This window comes from Saccharothrix sp. NRRL B-16348, from assembly GCF_001280085.1.
Lineage (GTDB): Bacteria > Actinomycetota > Actinomycetes > Mycobacteriales > Pseudonocardiaceae > Actinosynnema.
Genome location: NZ_LGED01000240.1, coordinates 37,111 through 57,555, shown reverse-complemented (window position 1 = coordinate 57,555; position 20,445 = coordinate 37,111). Strand labels below are relative to the sequence as shown.

Annotated in this window: 18 protein-coding genes; 6 read left to right on the top strand and 12 right to left on the bottom strand. The window is 71.1% G+C overall.

Going from position 1 to position 20,445, the window contains the following annotated elements; translation table 11 throughout:
• The first annotated feature begins 29 nt into the window (after positions 1–29).
• Complete coding sequence (secG, locus tag ADK67_RS37955) at positions 30–263, top strand: preprotein translocase subunit SecG (protein ID WP_053721399.1); 234 nt, start codon at positions 30–32, stop codon at positions 261–263.
• A 74-nt stretch (positions 264–337) separates the two neighbouring features.
• Entirely contained in the window at positions 338–682 is a 345-nt protein-coding gene (locus ADK67_RS37950) for an RNA polymerase-binding protein RbpA (RefSeq protein WP_015103628.1), read from the top strand.
• A 73-nt stretch (positions 683–755) separates the two neighbouring features.
• On the opposite strand, the gene ADK67_RS54185 is transcribed toward ADK67_RS37950, so the two are convergent.
• Complete coding sequence (locus ADK67_RS54185; RefSeq protein WP_231648553.1) at positions 756–1,604, bottom strand: hypothetical protein; 849 nt, start codon at positions 1,602–1,604, stop codon at positions 756–758.
• 104 nt (positions 1,605–1,708) lie between these two features.
• Here ADK67_RS54185 and ADK67_RS37940 point away from each other — a divergent pair, with 104 nt between their 5' ends.
• Both ADK67_RS37940 and ADK67_RS52990 read left to right on the top strand, forming a co-directional pair.
• The gene (locus tag ADK67_RS37940; protein ID WP_157621328.1) at positions 1,709–2,518 is read left to right on the top strand and encodes a hypothetical protein; all 810 of its coding nucleotides are present in this window, start codon (positions 1,709–1,711) and stop codon (positions 2,516–2,518) included.
• Positions 2,515–4,449, top strand: a complete 1,935-nt coding sequence (locus tag ADK67_RS52990) for a serine/threonine-protein kinase (RefSeq protein ID WP_053721397.1) — start codon at positions 2,515–2,517, stop codon at positions 4,447–4,449. Before ADK67_RS37940 ends, ADK67_RS52990 begins: the two co-directional genes overlap by 4 nt.
• Before the next feature lie 175 nt (positions 4,450–4,624).
• Here the strand turns inward: ADK67_RS52990 and ADK67_RS37930 are convergent, their stop codons facing one another.
• The 7 genes from ADK67_RS37930 to tkt form a co-directional block, all read right to left on the bottom strand.
• Positions 4,625–5,914 (bottom strand): histidine kinase, encoded by a 1,290-nt coding sequence (locus tag ADK67_RS37930; protein ID WP_082404430.1) that lies wholly within the window; start codon positions 5,912–5,914, stop codon positions 4,625–4,627.
• A gap of 221 nt (positions 5,915–6,135) precedes the next feature.
• Positions 6,136–6,897, bottom strand: coding sequence for a 6-phosphogluconolactonase (pgl, locus tag ADK67_RS37925; protein ID WP_053721396.1), 762 nt, complete (start codon positions 6,895–6,897; stop codon positions 6,136–6,138).
• Complete coding sequence (gene opcA, locus ADK67_RS37920; protein ID WP_053721395.1) at positions 6,894–8,063, bottom strand: glucose-6-phosphate dehydrogenase assembly protein OpcA; 1,170 nt, start codon at positions 8,061–8,063, stop codon at positions 6,894–6,896. Before opcA ends, pgl begins: the two co-directional genes overlap by 4 nt.
• A complete protein-coding gene (gene zwf, locus ADK67_RS37915) occupies positions 8,060–9,601 on the bottom strand; it encodes a glucose-6-phosphate dehydrogenase (protein WP_053721394.1) in 1,542 nt (513 codons plus the stop codon). Before zwf ends, opcA begins: the two co-directional genes overlap by 4 nt.
• Positions 9,598–11,214, bottom strand: a complete 1,617-nt coding sequence (locus tag ADK67_RS37910) for a glucose-6-phosphate isomerase (RefSeq protein WP_053721393.1) — start codon at positions 11,212–11,214, stop codon at positions 9,598–9,600. The genes zwf and ADK67_RS37910 overlap by 4 nt, the downstream gene beginning before the upstream one ends.
• Positions 11,215–11,239: 25 nt before the next feature.
• The gene (gene tal, locus ADK67_RS37905) at positions 11,240–12,352 is read right to left on the bottom strand and encodes a transaldolase (protein ID WP_053721392.1); all 1,113 of its coding nucleotides are present in this window, start codon (positions 12,350–12,352) and stop codon (positions 11,240–11,242) included.
• A gap of 22 nt (positions 12,353–12,374) precedes the next feature.
• Positions 12,375–14,465, bottom strand: a complete 2,091-nt coding sequence (gene tkt, locus ADK67_RS37900) for a transketolase (protein ID WP_053721391.1) — start codon at positions 14,463–14,465, stop codon at positions 12,375–12,377.
• A gap of 255 nt (positions 14,466–14,720) precedes the next feature.
• Between tkt and ADK67_RS37895 the strand changes: the two genes are divergently transcribed.
• On the top strand, positions 14,721–15,644 hold the full coding sequence (locus tag ADK67_RS37895) for a heme o synthase (protein WP_053721390.1): 924 nt from the start codon (positions 14,721–14,723) through the stop codon (positions 15,642–15,644).
• 503 nt (positions 15,645–16,147) lie between these two features.
• Here ADK67_RS37895 and ADK67_RS37890 read toward each other — a convergent pair.
• The 3 genes from ADK67_RS37890 to ADK67_RS37880 are packed head-to-tail and all read right to left on the bottom strand — an operon-like array spanning position 16,148 to position 18,519.
• A complete protein-coding gene (locus ADK67_RS37890; RefSeq protein WP_157621326.1) occupies positions 16,148–16,798 on the bottom strand; it encodes an HD family phosphohydrolase in 651 nt (216 codons plus the stop codon).
• A gap of 59 nt (positions 16,799–16,857) precedes the next feature.
• On the bottom strand, positions 16,858–17,505 hold the full coding sequence (locus ADK67_RS37885) for a hypothetical protein (protein WP_053721389.1): 648 nt from the start codon (positions 17,503–17,505) through the stop codon (positions 16,858–16,860).
• Positions 17,506–17,511: 6 nt separating this feature from the next.
• The gene (locus ADK67_RS37880; RefSeq protein WP_053721388.1) at positions 17,512–18,519 is read right to left on the bottom strand and encodes a hypothetical protein; all 1,008 of its coding nucleotides are present in this window, start codon (positions 18,517–18,519) and stop codon (positions 17,512–17,514) included.
• A gap of 221 nt (positions 18,520–18,740) precedes the next feature.
• Here ADK67_RS37880 and ADK67_RS37875 point away from each other — a divergent pair, with 221 nt between their 5' ends.
• The gene (locus ADK67_RS37875; RefSeq protein WP_053721387.1) at positions 18,741–19,328 is read left to right on the top strand and encodes an FKBP-type peptidyl-prolyl cis-trans isomerase; all 588 of its coding nucleotides are present in this window, start codon (positions 18,741–18,743) and stop codon (positions 19,326–19,328) included.
• 93 nt (positions 19,329–19,421) lie between these two features.
• Here ADK67_RS37875 and ADK67_RS37870 read toward each other — a convergent pair whose 3' ends face one another.
• Complete coding sequence (locus tag ADK67_RS37870; RefSeq protein ID WP_053721386.1) at positions 19,422–20,393, bottom strand: quinone oxidoreductase family protein; 972 nt, start codon at positions 20,391–20,393, stop codon at positions 19,422–19,424.
• Positions 20,394–20,445: the final 52 nt, after the last annotated feature.

Sequence of the window (20,445 nt, the reverse complement as noted above, 5' to 3'; positions counted from 1 at the left end):
GGCGTCACCTGCCTGACAGCGAGGAAGAAATGATCCTGTTCCTTCAGATCCTGTTGCTCGTCTCCAGCGTGCTGCTGATCCTGCTCGTGCTGCTGCACCGCGGGCGTGGCGGCGGTCTGTCCTCGTTGTTCGGCGGCGGCATGCAGTCGAGCCTGTCCGGTTCCAGCGTGGTCGAGAAGAACCTCGACCGGCTGACGTTGTTCGTCGGCTCGGTCTGGGTCATCGCCATCGTGGGCATCGGGCTGCTGATGAAGGTCAACTGACACAGGTCGGCGGGCGCCGACGGCGTCGGCCGACGCGGACACAGGGAAACCACGTGGTGGGGGTGTGAGGGTCGATGGCTGGTGGTAACGCGATTCGCGGTACCCGCGTCGGCGCAGGCCCGATGGGCGAATCGGAGCGCGGCGAGTCCGCGCCCCGACGTCGGGTGTCGTACTGGTGCGCGAACGCGCACGAGTCTCGGCCGTCGTTCGCGGTCGAAGCCGAGATCCCGGAGAACTGGGACTGCCCCCGGTGCGGTCTGCCGGCCGGGCGCGACGAGCAGGCACCTCCTGCTCCGCCGCGCAACGAGCCGTACAAGACGCACCTGGCGTACGTGAAGGAGCGGCGCTCCGACGCGGACGGTGAGGCGATCCTCGAAGAGGCGCTCACCAAGCTGCGCAAGCAGCGCGAAGAGCCCTAGTCAGGCTCAGGCGAGAACGACACGACGGCCCCGGCGGGACTTCCCGCGGGGGCCGTCGTCGTTCACGGTGCGCTCAGCCCCGCTTGGTGAACAGGCCGGTGAACTGGCGGCGGACCATGATCGCGCCCACCAGCAGGAAGAACACCAGGATCACCAGGGTGGACGTCGTGCCGCCCGTCGAACTGGTCAACGCCACGTCCACGCTGCCGACCAGCACTACACCGCAGTCGGCGCGGATCACGTGGCGGCCCGGCTGGATCGTGGTGAACTCGACCCTGGTGCTGAACGTGCCCGAGTTGTCCGCCTTCGCCGAGCCGACGGCCTCGCCCAGCGAACTGAGCCGCACCGCCGAACCCGGGTCACAGCCCGTGCCGGTGGCGGTCAACGGGTCACCCGGCTGGATGTTGTCCTTGTCCAGCGTGAGCGCCCCGTCACCGTCGAGCGGGATCGTGGTGACGGTCGTGGTCGGCGCGGAGCTGCCCGTCGTGGTCGTCGTCGTGGTGGTGGTCGTGGTCGGCGGGGTCGTGGTGGTCGTCGGACGCCGCGTGGTGGTCGTCGTGGTCACCGGGGGAGCGGTCGTCGTCGTGACCGGCGGCGCGGTGGTGGTGGTCGGCCTCGCCGTCACGGTGAAGTTGTCCGTCGGGTTCGACGTGGCCGCGCACTGCGGGCGTGCCGTGACCCGGTGCACGCCGACACCCGCGTCCGGCGGCACGGTCGCCGTGCCCGAACCCGTGCCGCGACCCGCGTGCCGGCCGCCGCCGATCACCCGCCCGCCGTCCCACAGGATCAGCACGGTGTAGTCCGAGCAGTCCGGGTCGAGGTACACGCCGGTCCAGCTCAGCGTGAACGTGCTGCCCGCCGGACCGGCCTCCGGGCTCGCCGTCGCGACGCCCTGCGGCTGCGCCGATACCGGTGCCGCCACAAGCGCCGTAACGCCATATGCCAAGGCACCGAGTAAAGCTAGTGTTCCTGCCGATCGCATGCCGACTCCCGGACCAGTCCGCTACCCCCCGATGAGGTGCCCTTGTGAGACGCATTATGAGCAGCGTCGGTTTACTGCTCCTGTGCGGGATCTTCCTCGGCGTCGGCCCGGCCCACGCCGCCGGGGACACGGTCACCATCGACGCCACGGTGGACGGCACCCCGGTCGGCGAGGACGAGTTGCTGCTCGACCCGTCCGGCTCCTCCCTCATCTCCGTGACCGTCCACAACGGAACGGACACGGTGCGGCACATCAAGACGATCCGGCTGTCCGGCACGGCGCTCGCGTTGACGTTCTTCTCCTACGACACGACCGTGCCGTTCGACGTGCCTGCCAAGGAAAGCGTCACGCGCGGGTTCGTGCTGGACCTCGGTCAGCTCGGCGCCCAGGCGACCGGCCTGCTGCCGACCGAGCTGGAAGTGCTCGACACCAACCGCGACGTGGTCGCGTCGATCGGCATGACCGGTGACGTGCGCGGTTCGATGTGGTCGGTCTACGGGGTGTTCGGGCTGGCCGTGTTCGGGTTGACGCTGCTGGCGTGGGCGGGCGCGCTGGTCGCGCTGGCCCGGCGGCGGCTGCCCGCGAACCGGTGGCAGCGGGCGATGCGGTTCCTGCCCGCCGGCGTCGGCACCGGGCTCGTCGCGGTGATCTCGCTGTCCGTGCTGCGGGTCGTGGCGCCGTCGCCGGCCGCGGAGATCCCGTTCGTGGTGGGGGCCGCGGCGGTCGCGTTCGTCCTCGGCTACCTGACACCGCACCCGGACGCGGACGACTCGCACCTGCCCCCGGGTTCTTCTCCGGTCGACCCGGAGGCCACGCAGCGCATCACGCGGCCGTTGCCGGGCGGTGTGGCGTGACGGTGTCGGCGAACGTCGTCGCGGCGCTGCCGCAGTACGACCTCGGCGCGGAGGTCGGGCGCGGCGGGATGGGGGTCGTGTACGCGGGCGTGCACCGGCCGTTGGGGCGGGCGGTGGCGGTGAAGCGGCTGCCCGGCGTGCTCGCTTCGGACGAGCGGATGAGCGCCCGGTTCGCGCACGAGGCGCGGTTGCTGGCGCGGCTCGACCACCCGCACATCGTGCCCGTGTACGACTACGTCCAGGACCGCGGCGAGCACCTGCTGGTGATGGAGAAGCTCGACGGTGGCACGGTGTGGTCGAAGTTCACCGGTTCAGGTGTCACCCCGGCGACGTCGTGTGCTTACGGCCTGGCGATGCTGGCCGGCCTGCACGCCGCGCACGAGGCAGGGGTGCTGCACCTGGACGTGAAGCCGAAGAATTTGTTGTTCACCGCCGGTGGGGTGCTCAAGGTCGCCGATTTCGGGATCTCGCAGGTGGTGAGCGAGGGGGCGACGCTCGTGACGCACGGCGGGCAGGTGCTCGGCACGCCCGCGTACTTGTCGCCGGAGCAGGCGTTGGGCAATCCGCTGAGCCCGGCGGCCGACGTCTACGGTGCGGCGACGGTGCTGTACGAGCTGCTGAGCGGCAGGCTGCCGTTCGACAGCGGCGGCGGGGCGTTGGCGATGATCCAGCGTCACGTCTACCAACAACCCCGTTCCCTGATCGAGGTACCAAATCCACTCGCCCGAGTGATCATGCGGGGGATTGAACGCGACCCTCAGGCCCGGTACCGCAACGCGGAGACCTTCGCCGTGGACCTGGCGGCCGCGGCGGCGGAGGTCTTCGGCCGGGACTGGCTGCTGCGCCTCGGCACCCCGGTCCACCTGAGCCCCCAAGTCGCCGCCGCGACCACCCGCCCGGCCCACCTCACCGACCTTGCCGGCCGCGCCCACCTCACCGGCCCTGCCGGCCGCGCCGACCTGGCCGACCCCGCGCATTCCGCCAATCCCGCGCACCTCAACAACTCCGCGGACCCCGCTCGCACTACCGACCTGGCCCACCCCTCGCACCCGACCCAACCCACGCACCCGACCCACTCGGCGCACCCAACCCACTCCGCGCACTCGCAGTCGGCACACCCGACCCACCCCGCGACCGGCCCATCCGCGCCGCACGACGCCTTCAACATCCCCGTCCGGGCGACCTTCGTGGACACCGCGTCGACCCCCGTGCGGCTGGGCGCGCAAACCCTCGTGCCCGCCGCACAACTGCTGGCCGCCCCGAAGCCCACCCGGTGGTTCGCCCTGGCCGCGGCCCTCGCGGCCGCCGTGATGATCGCCGTCCCCTTCGCCGTGCCGGACCGCGCCCTGCCGGTCCTCGACGTCGACCTGAGCAAGCCGGTGTCCGTGGGCCAAGGCGACCCGTCGACCGCGCGCCTCACCGTGACGGCGGCCGGCATCACGCTGGCCGACGTGCCCGCCTCCCCGCCCACCGACGGCACCCCACCGACGGCCGCCGGCGGCACACAGCCCGACACCCCCACTCCGACCGCGCCACCGCTGGCGTTCGAGCTGCCGGGCGCGAGCCGGTGGATCGTGGGCGGCGCGGCGGTGGCGACGGTGACGGCCGGCGGCAAGTCCGCCGACTACTCCCTCCAGCCGGTCACGCACCCGATGGTCAGCATCATGGGCGCGGGGAGCGTGGTGCTGCTGCTGTTCGCGCTCGCGTACCTGGAGTCGATCCTGCGGTCGTTGCGGCGGCGTCAGGCGGGGACGGCGGCGGTGGTCGTGGCGGCGCCGCTGGGCTTCCTGCTCGGCGTGGCGGTGTGGCTCCTGCCGTCCGTGCTGCTGCGCCACACGCCCGACCTGGGGCCGGCGTTGGTGTGCGGCGGGCTGGGTGTGGTGGCGGCGGTGTGCACGGCGGTGGCTGCTCGGCGGTCGGCTCTCCGCTGATGGCCGGTGCCCGGTCACGGCTCATGTGCTGAGGCGGCTGGTACGTGGCCGGTGAGGCTGGGATAGGCGGGGGTTGGTCGGCGGTCCTCGTTGTTTCAACCGACGTTCGAAGGTGAGGATAACGGCGTTTTGGTTGATGGCATTTTGCGGGTTCACTCGATAGTGGACCCGAGGGTTACGGTTCCAGGGTCCTGACCAGCGGGAACGTTACCTTGACGGCGAAGCCGCCGCTGTCCGTCGGGCCCGCTTCCAGCTCACCGTCCAGCAACGCCGCACGCTCGCGCAGCCCCACCAAGCCGTGACCGCCGCTGGGCAACGTCCCCGCGTCCACCGACCCCACCGCCGCACCCTCCGGCGCCTCGTTGCGCACCTCCACGCGCAGCTGATCGGCATCGGCGACCACCAGCACCGCCGTCGCCGCACCACACGCGTGCTTCCGCACGTTCGTCAACGCCTCCTGCACCGTCCGGTACGCCGCGCCCGACACCGGGGCCGGCAGATCAGCCACCGGGCCCTGCACGGTCAACGTCGCCGGAATCCCCGCCGCGCCGACCAACTGCGCCAGCTCCTCCAGTCGAGGCTGCGGCGAGTCGTCGCCGTTCGTCGTCCGCAGCACGCTCACCAGCTGCCGCAGCTCGTCCAACGTCCTCGTGCTCAACATCCGGATCGTCCCGGCGACCTGCTTGGCGTTGGGGTCGGCCGCCGCCATCCGCAGCGCACCCGCCTGCATCGCGATCAAGCTCACCTGGTGCGACACGACGTCGTGCATCTCCCGCGCCAACCTGGCCCGCTCGTCCGCCCGCACCGCGCGCGCGTGCAGCACCTTCTCCCGCTCCCGGCTCGCCGCCAACTCGGCTATCCGCGCCGACAACTCCTCCCGCGCGTGCGCCAGCAACCCGATCGCGATCGGCATCCCGGCGACGATGCACCCGTAGATGGCGTTGTGGACGTGCGTCTTCCAGTCCAACGCCACGAACTCGTCCGGCGGCCACACGAAGAACCGGCTCAGCCACACCAGCGCGGCGCCGACGTAGGTCTGCGCGGACAGCAGCTGCTGCCTCGCCAACGTCCCCAGCGCGATCATCGCCGCCAACTGCGCCCACCCGGCCAGGAAACCGGGCACGGTGATCAGCACGACCAGGAACGGGAACCGGCGGCGCAGCGCCACCGCCGCCACCGACACGACCGACAGCACGTAGTTGTACGGCTCGGCCTCGGGCACGACCCGCAGCCACACGTCCAGCGCCGCGATGCCGACGGCCGCCGCGTCGAACGCCACCTGCCGGTGCCGGCCGACCAGCCGCCCGATCGCCCCCGGGAACGCAGCACGCCGCACCCGCTCGGTCGGAACGCCGTTGACCCGACCGCTCGGCAGCCTTTCGACAGCGTTGCCGGCCAGGGTCCGACCTCCTGTGTCAGCTGTCCGCCGGTCCTCACCGTACTGCGCTGTCATCACGCTTGGCATGACCCGCCTTTCCGCCCCCGACCCGCTCGGACGACCCGCTCACCCTTCGAGATGCTGTGATTACCCGAACGGGACGCCCGCCGCCGCACAAAATTGCGAGCGCGAACGTCCGATAAGCGGACAACGTGCGTGAAGGCCGTCCGCGAGTGCGCGAAATCACCCCCGGAACGCCACTGCCGCCGTGCCCGGGAGGACGACGGCGGCAGCGGAACGGCCGGGTTTCAGGCCAACGGGGTGGCCAACTGCGCGGCGGCGGCCGAGTCGAGCAGCCACAGGGTGCGCTGCCGTCCGCGGGCGCCCGCGGCGGGCAACTGGTCCTCGCCGGCGCCGGTCAGGCCGGTGGCCACGGCCGGTGCCTTCGCCGCACCCGTCGTCATCAGCCACACCTCCCGCGCCGCGCGGATCGCGGGCAGGGTGAGGCTCACGCGGGTCGGTGGCGGCTTGGGGCAGTCGCGCACCGCGACGACACCGCGCTCCCGCTCCGCCACCGCCGGCGACTCCGGGAAGATCGACGCCACGTGCCCTTCCTCGCCGACACCGAGCAGGCACACGTCGAACGACGGCACGGAACCGTCGCCCTCGGACCCGGCGGCGAGCACCTCGGCGTACGCCTCGGCGGCGGCGTCCGGGTCGTCGCCGAACCGCCCGTCCGACGGCTCCATGACGTGCACGCGCGAAACCGGCACCGGCACGTGGTCCAGCAACGCCTCTCGCGCCTGCGTCTCGTTGCGCTCGGGGTGCCCGGCTGGCAGGAACCGCTCGTCGCCCCAGTACAAGTCGACCCGGGTCCAGTCCACGGCGTCCCGGGCGGGCGTGGCGCGCAGGTGCTCCAGCACCGCGATGCCGGTCCGCCCGCCGGTCAGCACCAGCGACGCCGACCCGCGCGCGGTCTGCGCGTCCACCAGCGCGGTGACCAGGCGGGCGGCCGTGGCGGCGGCCAGCAGGTCGCCGTCACGGTGCACCACCACCTCGGGACGGCTCACGAGCCGGCCTTCGCCTTCGCCGCCTTGGGCGCGGCCTTCGCGGCCTTGGGACCGGTCTTCGACGCGGCCTTCGCCGGCTTGGCGTCCGCGGTCACCTTCGCGTCCACCTTGCCGTCCGACTTGCCGTCCACCGGAGCGTCGGCGGCCTTGGCGCCGGGCCCGCCGTCCGACTTCGCCTTGGCAGCGCCGGACGCAGTGCCGGACGCGGGCTTGCGCGTCGCGGCGGCGGCCTTCGTCGGCGCGGTCCGGCCGCGCACGACCTTGCCCAGCGACCGCAACGCCGCCTCGTACACCTCGTCCGGGTCGAGCCGGCGCAGCTCCTCGGCCAGGCAGTCCCGCACCTGCCGCCGCTGCAGCGCGACCCGCCGCTCCGGCTGGCCGGGCTGGGTCAGCGTGCCGACCTTGCCGTCCGGGCGCGACAGCTCCACCACCCCGGACCGGCGCTCCAGCCGCACGTCGACGATGCCCTCGCCGCGGGTGGCCTTCAGGCGCTTCACCGGCACCCGCAGGCACCCGGCGAGCCACGCGGCCAGCAGGTCGGTCGACGGCGAGTCGCTCTCGCCGCTCACCTCGGCCTCGGTGACCTTCTCGTACGGCGGCAGGTCGAACGCCGACGCGAGCATCGCCCGCCACAGCGTCAGCCGCGTCCACGCCAGGTCCGTGTCGCCGGGCCGGTAGCCCGACTTGCGCTGGTCCAGCGCCCGGATCGGGTTCTTCTCCGCCGCCGTGTCGGTGATCCGGCGCTGCGCGAGCTGCCCGATGGGGTCCTCGGCGGGCACGGCGGGCGCCTCGTTCGGCCACCACGCCACCACCGGGGTGTCCGGCAGCAGCAGCGGCACGACGCACGAAGCGCCCTCGTTGGCCAGCTCGCCGTACAGGCGCAGCACGATGACCTCGGACGCGCCCGCGTCTCCGCCGACGCGGATCTGCGCGTCGAGCCGGGGGGCGGCCTTGCGCGCGCCGCGCGCCACCACGATCACCCGGCAGGGGTGCTCGCGGCTGGCGTCGTTGGCCGCGTCGACGGCGTCCTCGGTCTTGGTGCCGTCGTCGGTCACGATGACCAGCGTCAGCACCCGGCCGAGGGTGACCGCGCCGCCTTCCTCGCGCAGCTGCACGAGCTTGCTGTTGACCTGCGACGTGGTGGTCGAGGGCAGGTCGATGATCACGGACGCCTCCAGTGCCTGCCGGTGCGGGCCAGCATCTCGTCCGCCGACGCCGGTCCCCAGGTGCCTGCCTTGTACTTCTCCGGCGCGCCGGTGGCGCCCCAGTGCTTCATGACGGGGTCCAGGATCTCCCAGGACAGCTCGACCTCGTCGTTCTTCGGGAACAGCGACGGCTCGCCGAGCAGCACGTCCAGCAGCAGCCGCTCGTAGGCCTCGGGCGACGACTCGGTGAACGCGTGGCCGTAGCCGAAGTCCATCGTGACGTCGCGGACCTCCATCGAGTTGCCCGGCACCTTGGAGCCGAACCGGATGGTCACGCCCTCGTCCGGCTGCACGCGCACGACCAGGGCGTTCTGCCCCAGCTCCTCGGTGGCGGTGTCGTCGAACGGCAGGTGCGGCGCGCGCTTGAACACCACGGCCACCTCGGTGACGCGGCGGCCCAGGCGCTTGCCGGTGCGCAGGTAGAACGGCACGCCCGCCCAGCGGCGGGTGTTCACCTCGCACGTGATGGCCGCGTAGGTCTCGGTGACCGAGTCCTTCGCGAACCCGCCCTCCTCCAGCAGCCCGAGCACCTTCTGCCCGCCCTGCCAGCCGCCGGTGTACTGGCCGCGGGCGGTGGTCTCGTCGAACGGCCCGATCGAGCGGGTCGCCGACAGCACCTTGACCTTCTCCGCGCGCAGGTCGCTGGGCCGGAACGACACCGGCTCCTCCATCGCGGTCAGCGCGAGCAGCTGGAGCAGGTGGTTCTGGATCACGTCGCGGGCCGCGCCGATGCCGTCGTAGTAGCCCGCGCGACCGCCGAGGCCGATGTCCTCGGCCATGGTGATCTGCACGTGGTCGACGTAGTTGGCGTTCCAGATGGGCTCGTAGAGCTGGTTGGCGAAGCGCAGCGCCAGGATGTTCTGCACCGTCTCCTTGCCGAGGTAGTGGTCGATGCGGAACACCGACTCCTCGGGGAAGACGTCGTTGACGGTCTTGTTGAGCTGCTTGGCGCTGGTCAGGTCGTGGCCGAACGGCTTCTCGATGACCACCCGCCGCCACTGGTCCGGCTTGTCGGTCGGCGGCGTGGCCAGGCCCGCGCGCTTGAGCTGGTTGACCACCGTGGTGAACGCGCTGGGCGGCACCGACAGGTAGAACGCGTGGTTGCCGCCGGTGCCGCGGTCGCGGTCCAGGTCGGCGAGCGTCGCGGCGAGCGAGTCGAACGCGGCGTCGTCGTCGAAGGTGCCCTGCACGAACCGGATGCCCTCGGCGAGCTGGTCCCAGACGGCCTGCCTGAACGGCGTGCGCGCGTGCTCCCTGACCGCGTCGTGCACGACCTGCATGAAGTCCTGGTCGGCCCAGTCGCGGCGGGCGAAGCCGACGAGCGCGAAGCCCGGCGGCAGCAGGCCGCGGTTGGCCAGGTCGTAGATGGCGGGCATGAGCTTCTTGCGCGACAGGTCGCCCGTCACGCCGAAGATCACCAGGCCGGAAGGCCCGGCGATGCGCGGGAGCCGCTTGTCCCGCGGGTCGCGCAGCGGGTTGCGCTTGGTGGGCGCAGTCACGAACCATCCTCCTGGATTGCCTCGACGAGCTGCGCGAGCCCGGCGACGCGGTCGGTCAGGTGCAGCCGCAGCACCGGGCGACCGCGTTCGGCGAGCACCTGGCCGTCGCCCAGCGCCTGGGCCAACTGCAACGTGCTGAGGTCGTACGGCCTGCCCGGCACGTCCAACCGCGTCTCGGACGCGCCGGTCAGCTGCAGGAACACGCCGTTCTGGTGACCGCCCTTGTGGTACTGGCCGGTCGAGTGCAGGAAGCGCGGCCCCCACCCGAAGGTGGTCTGCAGGTGTGAACGCTGCGCCAACTCCGGGCGAACGAGGGCGAACGACGCGTCGTCGACCCGGTCGAGGTAGGCCTGCACGGACAGGTAGCCGTGCTCCGGGGCGGCGGCGACGAGCGCCTTCAGCGCCTCGGCGACCGTCTTCACGTCCGCGGGCAGCCAGCCCTCGCTGGGGTAGGCCTCGATCGGACCGTCCACGAAGGCCGGTTCGACCGACGACGCGGCGGGGGAGTCCAGCAGGGACCGGGACGCCTTCTTCGCCGCCTCGACGTCGGGCTGGTCGAACGGGTTGATCTCCAGCACCCGGCTCACCAGCGCGGTCGCGTACTCCCAGACCAGGAACTGCGCGCCGAGCGAGCCCTCGACCGCGATGGTCGACGAGCCGGTGGCCGGTCCGATCGCGACGGTCGTGGCGTCCGTGCGGGCGTCCACGAAACCGGGCGCGCCCGGACCCTCGACCACCACGGGCAGCAGGCCGGTGCCGTTCTTGCCGGTCGACTCGGCGATCAGCTGCTCGGCCCAGTCGCCGAACCCGGCGATGCCCGAGCCGGTGTCGGCGAACACGATCTTCTCCGCGCCGTGCGCGTGCGCCACCGCGAACGTCGCCGCCAGCACCACCGCCGGGTTGTCCGGCGAGTCGGCCGACACCAGCGGCGCGGCCGACGCCGCCTCGTCCAGCAGCTTGCCGACGTCCGCGCCCGCCAGGCCGGACGGCACCAGGCCGAACGCGGTCAGCGCCGAGTACCGGCCGCCGACGTGCGGGTCGGCCAGGAACACCTTGCGGTAGCCCGCTTCCCGCGACGCCGCCTCCAGCGGCGAGCCCGGGTCGGTCACCACGACGATCCGCGACGCCGCGTCGATGCCCGCCGCCTCGAACGCCGCCTCGAAGATCCGCCGGTGGCTGTCGGTCTCGACGGTGCCGCCCGACTTGGACGACACCACGACCACCGTGCGCTGCAGGTCGCCCGCCAACGCCTCGGCCACCTGGCCGGGGTCGGTGGTGTCGAGCACCACCAGCGGCACGCCGGCGGTGCCCGTGATCACCTCGGGCGCGAGCGACGAGCCGCCCATGCCGGCGAGGACCACGCGGTCCACGCCGTCGGCGAGCAGCTCGTCGCGCAGCGCGGTGATCTCCGCGACCAGCGGGCGGGACGTCTCGTGCAGCGTCGTCCACGCCAGGCGGATCGACGCCTCCGACTCCGCCTCGGCGCCCCACAGGGTGGCGTCACCCCCGGTGAGCCTGCTCGGAGCCGAATCCCGGACCAGGTCGCCGACCACGGTGTCGACCTGGTTCTGGTTCGGTGTGCGGACGATCTCCACGGAGATCACCTCGGTCATGTCAGTCCTGTCCCGTTCTCGGCTCTCAGCCCTTGGCCTGGTTCAGCTGTCCGGTCACCGTGTCGAGCAGTTCGGCCCACGACTTCTCGAACTTGTCGACGCCCTCGGTCTCCAGCACGACGAACACGTCGTCCAGGTCGATGCCGACCTCGACCAGCCCGTCGAAGACCTCCTGCGCCTGCGCCGCGCGCCCGGTCACCACGTCGCCTTCGATCTTGCCGTGATCGGCGACCGCGTGCAGGGTCTTCTCCGGCATCGTGTTGACCGTGTCGGCCACCACGAGCTGGTCCACGTACCGGGTGTCGGAGTACTGCGGGTCCTTCACGCCGGTGGACGCCCACAGTGGACGCTGCGCGCGGGCGCCCGCGGCGGCCAGCGCCTCCCAGCGCTCGCCCCGGAACGTCTCCTCGTACGCCGCGTAGGCCAGCACCGCGTTCGCGATGGCCGCCTTGCCGCGCAGCCCGGCCGCCGCCGGGGTGTCCAGCGCGTCCAGCCGCTTGTCGATCTCGCTGTCCACCCGGGACACGAAGAACGACGCCACCGAGTGGATGCCGCGCAGGTCGTGGCCGTTGGCCTTGGCCTGCTCCAGGCCCGCGACGAACGCCTCCATCACGTGCCGGTAGCGCTCGACGGAGAAGATCAGCGTCACGTTCACGCTGATGCCCTCGGCGATCACCCGGGTGATCGCGGGCAGGCCCTCGACCGTGGCCGGGATCTTCACCAGCAGGTTCGGCCGGTCCACGGCCTTGGCCAGGTCGAGCGCCTCGGCGACGGTGGCCTCGGTGTCGTTGGCCAGCCGCGGGTCGACCTCGATCGACACGCGGCCGTCGACGCCGTCGGTGGCGGTGTAGATGTCGCGGAACAGGTCGCACGCGTTGCGCACGTCCGTGGTGGTGATCTCGCGGACGGCCGCGTCGGTGTCGGCGCCGCGCGAGGCCAGCTCGCGCACCTGCTCGTCGTAGGCCGAGCCCTTGGACAGGGCCGCGGCGAAGATCGTCGGGTTGGTGGTCACGCCCACCACGTGCTGCTCGGCGACCAGACCGGCCAGGTTGCCGGAGTCCAGCCGCTCGCGGGACAGGTCGTCCAGCCAGATCGACACGCCCGCGTCGCTGAGCGCGGCCAGCGGATTGGTGCTCATCTCGTCAACTCCCCTGAAGTCTCTACTTGGTCCGGGACAGCGAGCGGCGGGCCGCCGCGACGACGTTCTCCGTCGTGAACCCGAACTCGCGGAACAGCGTCTGGTAGTCCGCCGACGCGCCGAAGTGCTCGATGGAGACGATCTCGCCCGCGTCGCCCGCGAACCGCTGCCACGGCTGGGCGATGCCCGCCTCGACCACCACGCGCGCCTTCACCGACGACGGCAGCACCTGCTCCTGGTAGCTCTTGTCCTGCGCGTCGAACCACTCGACGCTCGGCATGGACACCACCCGGGTGGCGACGCCCTCGGCCTCGAAGACCCGGCGCGCCTCGACCGCGATCTGCAGCTCCGAGCCGGTCGCGATGAGGATCAGCTCCGGCTCGCCGTCGCCCTCCAGCACGTAGCCGCCGCGCGCGACGCCCTCGGTGGCCCTCTCCTTGGTGCCCTCGAGCACCGGGATGTTCTGGCGGGTCAGCGCCAGGCCCACCGGGCCGGTCTGCTCCAGCGTCGCCTTCCAGGCGGCGGCGGTCTCGTTCGCGTCACCGGGGCGCAGCACGGTGAGGCCCGGGATGGCGCGCAACGCCGCGAGGTGCTCGATCGGCTGGTGCGTCGGACCGTCCTCGCCCAGGCCGATGGAGTCGTGCGTCCAGACGTAGGTGACCGCGGCCTGCATGATCGCGGCCAGCCGGACCGCCGGGCGCATGTAGTCGCTGAACACCAGGAACGTGCCGCCGTACGGGCGGGTGGGGCCGTGCAGCGCGATGCCGTTGAGGATCGAGCCCATGGCGTGCTCGCGAACGCCGAAGTGCAGCGTGCGGCCGTACGGGTTGGCCGACCACATCTTGGTGGAGATCGCCTCCGGGCCGAACGAGTCCGCGCCCTTGATCGTGGTCAGGTTCGACTCGGCCAGGTCGGCCGAACCGCCCCACAGCTCCGGCAGCACCGGGCCGAGCGCGGACAGCACCTGACCGGACGCCTTGCGGGTCGGCACGCCCTTGGCGTCGGGCTCCCACGACGGCAGCGCGTCCGCCCAGCCCTCCGGCAGCTCGCGGGCGACCAGGCGGTCCAGCAGCGCCTTGCGCTCCGGGTTCGCCTGCGCCCACGCGTCGAACGACTTCTGCCACTCGGACTTGGCCGCCTCGCCGCGCTTGATCACCGAACGCGTGTGCTCCAGCACCTCGTCGGCGACCTCGAACGTCTGCTCCGGGTCGAAGCCCAGGATGCGCTTGACCTCGGCGACCTCGTCCCCGCCGAGGGCCGCGCCGTGCGCCGCGCCGGTGTTCTGCTTGTTCGGCGCCGGGTAGCCGATGATCGTGCGCAGCAGGATGAACGACGGGCGCTCGGTCTCCGCCTTGGCGTTCTCCAGCGCTTCGAGGATGCCGGTGACGTTCTCGCCGCCCTCGACGACCTGCACGTGCCAGCCATAGGCCTCGTAGCGCTTCGCGGTGTCCTCGGACAGCGCGATCGTCGTGTCGTCCTCGATGGAGATCTTGTTGTCGTCGTAGATCACCGTGAGGTTGCCCAGCTTCTGGGTTCCCGCCAGGGACGACGCCTCGGACGTGACGCCCTCCTCGATGTCGCCGTCGGAGGCGATCACGAAGATGTGGTGGTCGAACGGGCTCTCGCCGACCGGCGCGTCCGGGTCGTACAGGCCGCGCTCGCGGCGGGCGGCCATCGCCATGCCGACCGCGTTCGCCAGGCCCTGGCCCAGCGGGCCGGTCGTGGTCTCGACGCCCCGCGTGTGGCCGACCTCGGGGTGACCCGGTGTCTGCGAGCCCCACGTGCGCAGCGCCTTGAGGTCGTCCAGCTCCAGGCCGTAGCCGTTGAGGAACAGCTGGATGTAGAGGGTCAGGCTCGAGTGGCCCGCGCTGAGCACGAACCGGTCGCGGCCGATCCAGTCGGCGTCGGCCGGGTCGTGCCGCATGACCCGCTGGAACAGCGTGTACGCGAGCGGCGCGAGGCTCATGGCGGTGCCGGGGTGGCCGTTGCCGACCTTCTGCACGGCGTCCGCGGCCAGGACGCGGGCGGTGTCGACCGCGCGCTTGTCGAGGTCGGTCCACTCTTCGGGCAGGCGGGCTTCGGTCAACCGGGCGATGTCATCGGTGACGGACACTGACTTCCAGCTCCAAACTCACTAGGCGGCGGTTGTGACGGCCGGCGTGAACTTAATCGATCCCGTCAGGCCCGATCCGCGGCTACCAAGGTCCGCCGGCCAGCCTAGTCCGACGAGCGGACGCTCGTACCACTCACGCTCTGTGGGTGTACGCACAGGCGTGGATGGTGCGTTCAGGGAGTACCCGAACGGGCTGCTCGGACAACGCGCGGTTACCATCTGTCCATCCCCTGACCTGACGAGGAGCGCGACGCCATGAGTGCCGTCACCGAGGCTCCGGCGCGGTCGCCCCGGCAGGTCGTCGGCGCCTACGTGGCGCTGACCAAGCCACGGGTGATCGAGCTGCTGCTGATCACCACCATCCCGGCGATGCTCCTGGCCGCCCGCGGCCTCCCGCCGCTGTGGCTGATCGCGTGCACCCTGGCCGGCGGCACCCTGGCCGCGGGCTCGGCGAACGCCCTGAACTGCTACGTCGACGCCGACATCGACTCGGTGATGAAGCGCACCAGCGCCCGACCGCTGGCGAAGGACACCATCCCGCCGCGCAACGCGCTGATCTTCGGCATCGTGCTGGGCGTCGTGTCGTTCGGGTTCCTGTGGCTGACCACGAACCTGATGTCCGCCGTGTTCGCGGTGGCCACGATCCTCTTCTACATCTTCGTCTACACCCTGGTGCTCAAGCGCCGCACGTCGCAGAACATCATCTGGGGCGGCATGGCCGGCTGCATGCCGGTGATCATCGGCTGGTCCGCCGTGACCGGCACCGTCGCGTGGCCGGCGCTGGTGATGTTCGGCGTGATCTTCTTCTGGACGCCACCGCACACGTGGGCGCTCGCGATGAAGTTCAAGGAGGACTACGCACGCGCCGGCGTCCCGATGCTGCCGGTCGTGGCGACGGCCCAGCAGGTCACCCGCCAGATCGTCATCTACTCGTGGATCACGGTCGTGTGCACCCTGCTGCTGGCACCGGTGACCTCCTGGATCTACGTCGCGATCGCCGCGATCTCAGGCGTGTGGTTCGCCGTCTTCGCCCACCGCCTGCACGGCGTCGTCCGCCGCGGGGGTTCGACGAACACCATGAAGTTCTTCCACATGTCGAACCTGTACCTGATGCTCGTGTTCTGCGGCCTGGCCGTGGACGCCGTGATCGGCCTCCCGGCCCTCGGCTGGCCGTTCTGACCTGGCACACCCTCCGCCCTTCCCCACAAAGGGAGGGCTTCGTGTCATCCCGCCGACCTGGCTTTGCCCTACCGCGCGTGTCAAGGGGGCGCGCGTGTTCACCGATGCCCGCGGCTTGCACTGATGTCGCGCGCCCCCTTGACGCGTGTGGTAGCCCGGAGGGAGGTCGGTGGGATGACACGAAACCCGGACCAACAACGGACCCGGCGCTTGACCGGGCAGTTGGGTCATCCTGTTGATCTGCCCGTCCGGCGAGGACTCTTTGGCTTTTGATCTTTCGGTTCTTGATCTTTCGGGCTTGGGCTGAAAGCCCTCCGGTGGTCTCGCTCAAGTCCGGCTTGGCGGGAAGAGCGTCCGCCAAGCCTGCCCGGCTTCGACCAGCCTAAAGCACCCGAACCCATGTCAAATCGGGCCTCTGCGGGGCGGTTGCGGGTCCGTCGTGGACCGGATGGGCGACAGAGACCTCGGCGGTGGTGCGGTGGGCGCGTCTTGGTGGTCGTGTTCTAAGAGACGGCTGACAGGAGTTCGGTGACGGTGGGGTCGTCCAGCGACTCCACGATGCACGACCAAAGCTCCAAGTTCGCCGTGGCCCACCGCGAGTAGGTGGCCGCCGCCTCCGGGTCGTAGAAGTAGTACCCGTCGTCGTGCTTGCCCCGCTGCTCGCCGACGATCTTGTGCGCCAGCTCCTTGAGCGTGATGCCGTTCTCTTCGAGGTACTTGGGCGCGAGCACCACCGGTGTCACCGGCAGGGCCTTGAACAGCGTGTCCGCGTCGGACAGCGCCTGCGCCTCCAGCGAGATGTCGCGGTGGCGGGTGCGCATCTCGGCTTCCTCGACCACCTCGTCGACCCTCGCCGCGACGTCGTCCGGCACGCCCGCGCGCGCCAGGATGTCCAGGCGCAGCCGCCTGCCGTCGACCGGCAGCGAGTTGCGCCGGACCATGTAGTTGACGTCGTGGACCAGGGCGGCCACTTCGACCAGCGACACGTCCGAACCGTTGCGCCGGGCGAAGTGGACGGCCTTGTCCCGCACGAAGCTGACGTGGTGCCAGCCGTGGAACTGCAGTTTCGCGGCGAGGTCGCGGCACAGCAGCCACACCTCGCCCTCGACCTCGGAGATCGCGTGCGCCGTGACTGCCTTCGTGACCGTACTCATTGGACCCTCCCGTGCCGGGTGGGCCGATGGTAGGGGCGCGCGATGATCCTTGGCGCGGGTTACAGGTTGTTCGTCAGGTCCTCCAACCTCGCCTCGACCGGCACGTGCCGGTGGCTGGTCCGGGTGTCGGGGTCGTAGCTGAGGCTCCACGGGCTGACCGCGCGCGACTTGACCAGGAACGTCATGGTGTCGTCGGCGGCCTTCGGGATGCGGTGGAACTCGTGGGCGAGCATCGTGCCCGAGGCGCCCTCGTGGGCCTCGGCGCTGCGCAGCAGGGTGGTGGACACGATCTGCCTGCCGTTGTCGGCCACGTCCGCGGTGAAGCGTTCGTGCAGGTAGGAGCCCGACAGGATGGTGGTGCAGAAGTGGTAGCGGTGGTTGTGGATCGAGTCGGCGTAGCCCGGCCGCCAGTCCCGCTGCGGCTTGTACTCGTGCAGCCAGAACGTGAACGGTTCGGCCGGCTCGTCCCGCAGGCACCACGCGAAGTGGGTCGTCGTCTCGCGGGATCTGGCCACCACGCGCATCTCGTCCTGCGGTGAGAGGGCGCGCAGGTGCCCGCGCAGCCTCTCCCGCAGGCCGGGTCGGCCCGCCCACTCCTGGAAACGCCTCTCGACGTGTCCCCAGTGGTCGACGACAGGGGGGTCGGCCACGGCGATGAGCGTGGCGAGCTCCGCGAGGGCGGAGAACCCGGTGAACTCGGTGAGCACGACTTATCAGCTCCCCAGCTGAGCGGAGGCGGAGAATTCTTTGCGGAATCGGTGGAACTTCTCCTCGAGTGCCCGGAACCCGTCGTCGGTGAGCGGGTTGCCGGTGATCTTCTCGAACAGGGCGAGGAAGTCCGATCGACTGGTGCCCGGTGTGATGACGATGTGGAGCCCTGCCTTGGAATTGCTGATGCGCAGGAACTCGGCGCGTTCCATCCCGTAGATGAACGAGCCCTCCGCGAACCGCACCGTGCGCGGGTAGAGCCGGATGACGCCCGCGCTGGTGTTGCTGTAGAGGGTGAGCCAAACGCTGTCGTCGAAGAGCTCCAGTCGGTCCAACGGCGGGTCGGACACGATCGTCAGGTCGATCCGCGAGCACCGGCCACGGGCCAGGAACAGGCCGACCAGGCCGATGGAGATCTGCTCGCGCAACCTCGCCGCGATCGCGTCGTAGTCGCCGTCCACGCCTTCGTTGCGCAGCAGGTAACGTGCCCGCCCGCTGATCGCGTCGTCGTCCCGTGGATCGGCCAGGACGGCTTTGAGCTCGCACTCCGACTGCGACAGGAGCAGTCGGCCGGCCGCGTACCGGCCCGCGAAACCGCGGAACACGTACAGCCGGGTGCGTTCCAGGTCCTGCATCATGACCTGGTTGAACGCCGGGTCGGGCCGTGCGGTCGGCTCGAACACGTGAGTGGGGAAGAACTCGCGGTCCAGGGCCCGGTACTCGGCGGTGAGGTCGCGCAGCGCCTTGCGGCTCTCCTCCACGACCGGTGTGACCAACGCGCGCTGCGCGGCCGAACTGGTGATCAGCGTCTGCCCGAAACCGACCACGGCGGAGATCAACGTGCCGGTGCCGACCGACGTGAGGAACGTGCGCAGCGCTCCTTGATCCATTGCGCTGGAAATGGCCAGAGTGCTTCCGGAAGTGACGACTAGGCTCAGCAGGAGCAGCCCTGTTCTGGTCCAGAACAATTCCTGTAACAGGTTGCTGCGGACGCCCTTCGGCTCCGCGGACACGATGTCACCTCCTTGGTGGGCACTCGAACGGCCGAATGCTCTCGGTATGCGATCAAGTGCGCGGAGTTACTGTACGCGCGAGTACGCAACGGCGGAAGCGGTAATTAGTGGCACATTTGCGGATTGTTTCGCGGCCCGTTGACAGCGCACCGTGATCGGCGTTGGGCCTGCTGGTGGGCCCCTGGCGCGGCGCGCGGGCGTGAACCCTAAGCTCGGCAACCATGCGTACTGTCGGCCGTACGGCCCTGGCTCTCGTCTCCTTGTTGTCCGCCGGTCTGGCGCTGACCGCGTGCACCGCTAGCGACCGGCCGTCCACCCTGACCAACACCCCGTCCGCGAACGCCGCGCAGCCCGAGGGTCAGCCCACCGAGGCCGACCTGCCGGAGCCGAGCGGCCCGCCGTGCGAGGTGACGCAGTACCAGGTGACCGGCGCGCCGGGGGAGAAGCCGACGATCACCGTCCCGACGGGCTGCACGCCGCAGGACGGCCTGGTGGTCGAGGACCTGGCCGAGGGCACCGGCCCGGAGATCAAGCCCGGCTCGACCGCCCAGCTGCACTACGTGCTGGCGACGTTCCGCGACCAGCAGACCCGTGAGGCGTCCTGGGACGGCGGCGAGCCGTTCGAGCTGAAGAACATCGGCCAGGCCAACGTGATCAAGGGCTGGAACGAGGGCCTGATCGGGCTCAAGGAGGGCGGTCGCCGGCTGCTCGTCGTGCCGTCGGACAAGGGCTACCCGAACGGGCAGGGCGACATCCAGCCCGGCGAGACGCTGATCTTCGTGGTCGACGCGGTCAAGGTCGAGGGCTGACCGGCGCACGACCGGACGGACGGAAGGGGCGGTCCCGCGCCGGGACCGCCCCTTCCTCACTTCGACGCCTGCCGGCTCTTGAAGCAGGAGCGCTCAGGGGATGAGCAGCAGCTTGCCGGTGGTGCGGCGGCCTTCCAGGTCCTCGTGCGCCCGCCGTGCCTCGGCCAACGGGTAGCGCCCGCCGATCCGCACGGCCAGCGAACCGTCCAGGACGGCCGCGAACAGCTCACCGGTGCGCCACTCCTGCTCCTCGCGGGTGGCCACGTACGCGGCCAGCGACGGCCGGGTCAGGAACACCGAGCCCGCCTTGTTGAGCCGCATCGGGTCGAGCGGCGGCACCGCGCCGCTGGACGCCCCGAACAGCACCAGCACGCCGCGCGGCTTCAGGCTGGCCAGGCTCCCGTCGAACGTGGTCGCGCCGACGCCGTCGTACACGGCCGCGACGCCGACGCCGTCGGTCAGCTCCCGCACCTCGGGCGCGAAGTCCACCTGGTCGTACCGGATCACCTCGTCGGCGCCCGCCTCGCGCGCCAACTCCTCCTTGGCCGCGGTGGACACCGTGCCGATCACCCGCGCGCCCCGTGCCTTGGCCAGCTGCACCAGCAGCAGCCCCACACCACCAGCGGCGGCGTGCACGAGCACCGTGTCGTCCTTCTGCGCCGGGTACGCGGACGCGATCAGGTAGTGCGCGGTCAGGCCTTGGAGCAGCAACGCGCCGGCCGTGTCGTCGTCCACGCCGTCCGGCACCGGCACCGCGCCCTTGGCGGGCACCACGGCCTGCTCCGCGTAGCTGCCGAGGGACTGCGCCCAGGCCACGCGGTCTCCCACCGCGAACCCTGTGACGTCCGGACCGACCGCGCTCACCCGGCCGGCGCCCTCCTGCCCCAGCCCGAACGGCAGGGGCAGCGGGTAGCGGCCTTCGCGGTGGTAGCAGTCGATGAAGTTCACCCCGGCGGCGGCCACGTCCACCAGCAGCTCGCCGGGGCCGGGCGACTTCGCCTCCACGTCGGTGAACTCCAGCGCTTCCGGTCCGCCGGTCGCGCGCACCACCACTGCCTTGGGCATCGTGTCGTCCTCCTGTTGCTCTGTCCGTACGTCTGTACGCCAACCGCCGCGG

Coding starts and splice junctions, on each gene's coding strand:
- ADK67_RS37895 (WP_053721390.1), top strand. CDS start 14,721: ATGAGTGCCGTCACCGAGGCTCCGGCGCGGTCGCCCCGGCAGGTCGTC.
- tal (WP_053721392.1), bottom strand. CDS start 12,352: ATGAGCACCAATCCGCTGGCCGCGCTCAGCGACGCGGGCGTGTCGATC.
- ADK67_RS37870 (WP_053721386.1), bottom strand. CDS start 20,393: ATGCCCAAGGCAGTGGTGGTGCGCGCGACCGGCGGACCGGAAGCGCTG.
- ADK67_RS37875 (WP_053721387.1), top strand. CDS start 18,741: ATGCGTACTGTCGGCCGTACGGCCCTGGCTCTCGTCTCCTTGTTGTCC.
- ADK67_RS37890 (WP_157621326.1), bottom strand. CDS start 16,798: ATGAGTACGGTCACGAAGGCAGTCACGGCGCACGCGATCTCCGAGGTC.
- ADK67_RS37950 (WP_015103628.1), top strand. CDS start 338: ATGGCTGGTGGTAACGCGATTCGCGGTACCCGCGTCGGCGCAGGCCCG.
- ADK67_RS37930 (WP_082404430.1), bottom strand. CDS start 5,914: ATGCCAAGCGTGATGACAGCGCAGTACGGTGAGGACCGGCGGACAGCT.
- secG (WP_053721399.1), top strand. CDS start 30: ATGATCCTGTTCCTTCAGATCCTGTTGCTCGTCTCCAGCGTGCTGCTG.
- ADK67_RS37910 (WP_053721393.1), bottom strand. CDS start 11,214: ATGACCGAGGTGATCTCCGTGGAGATCGTCCGCACACCGAACCAGAAC.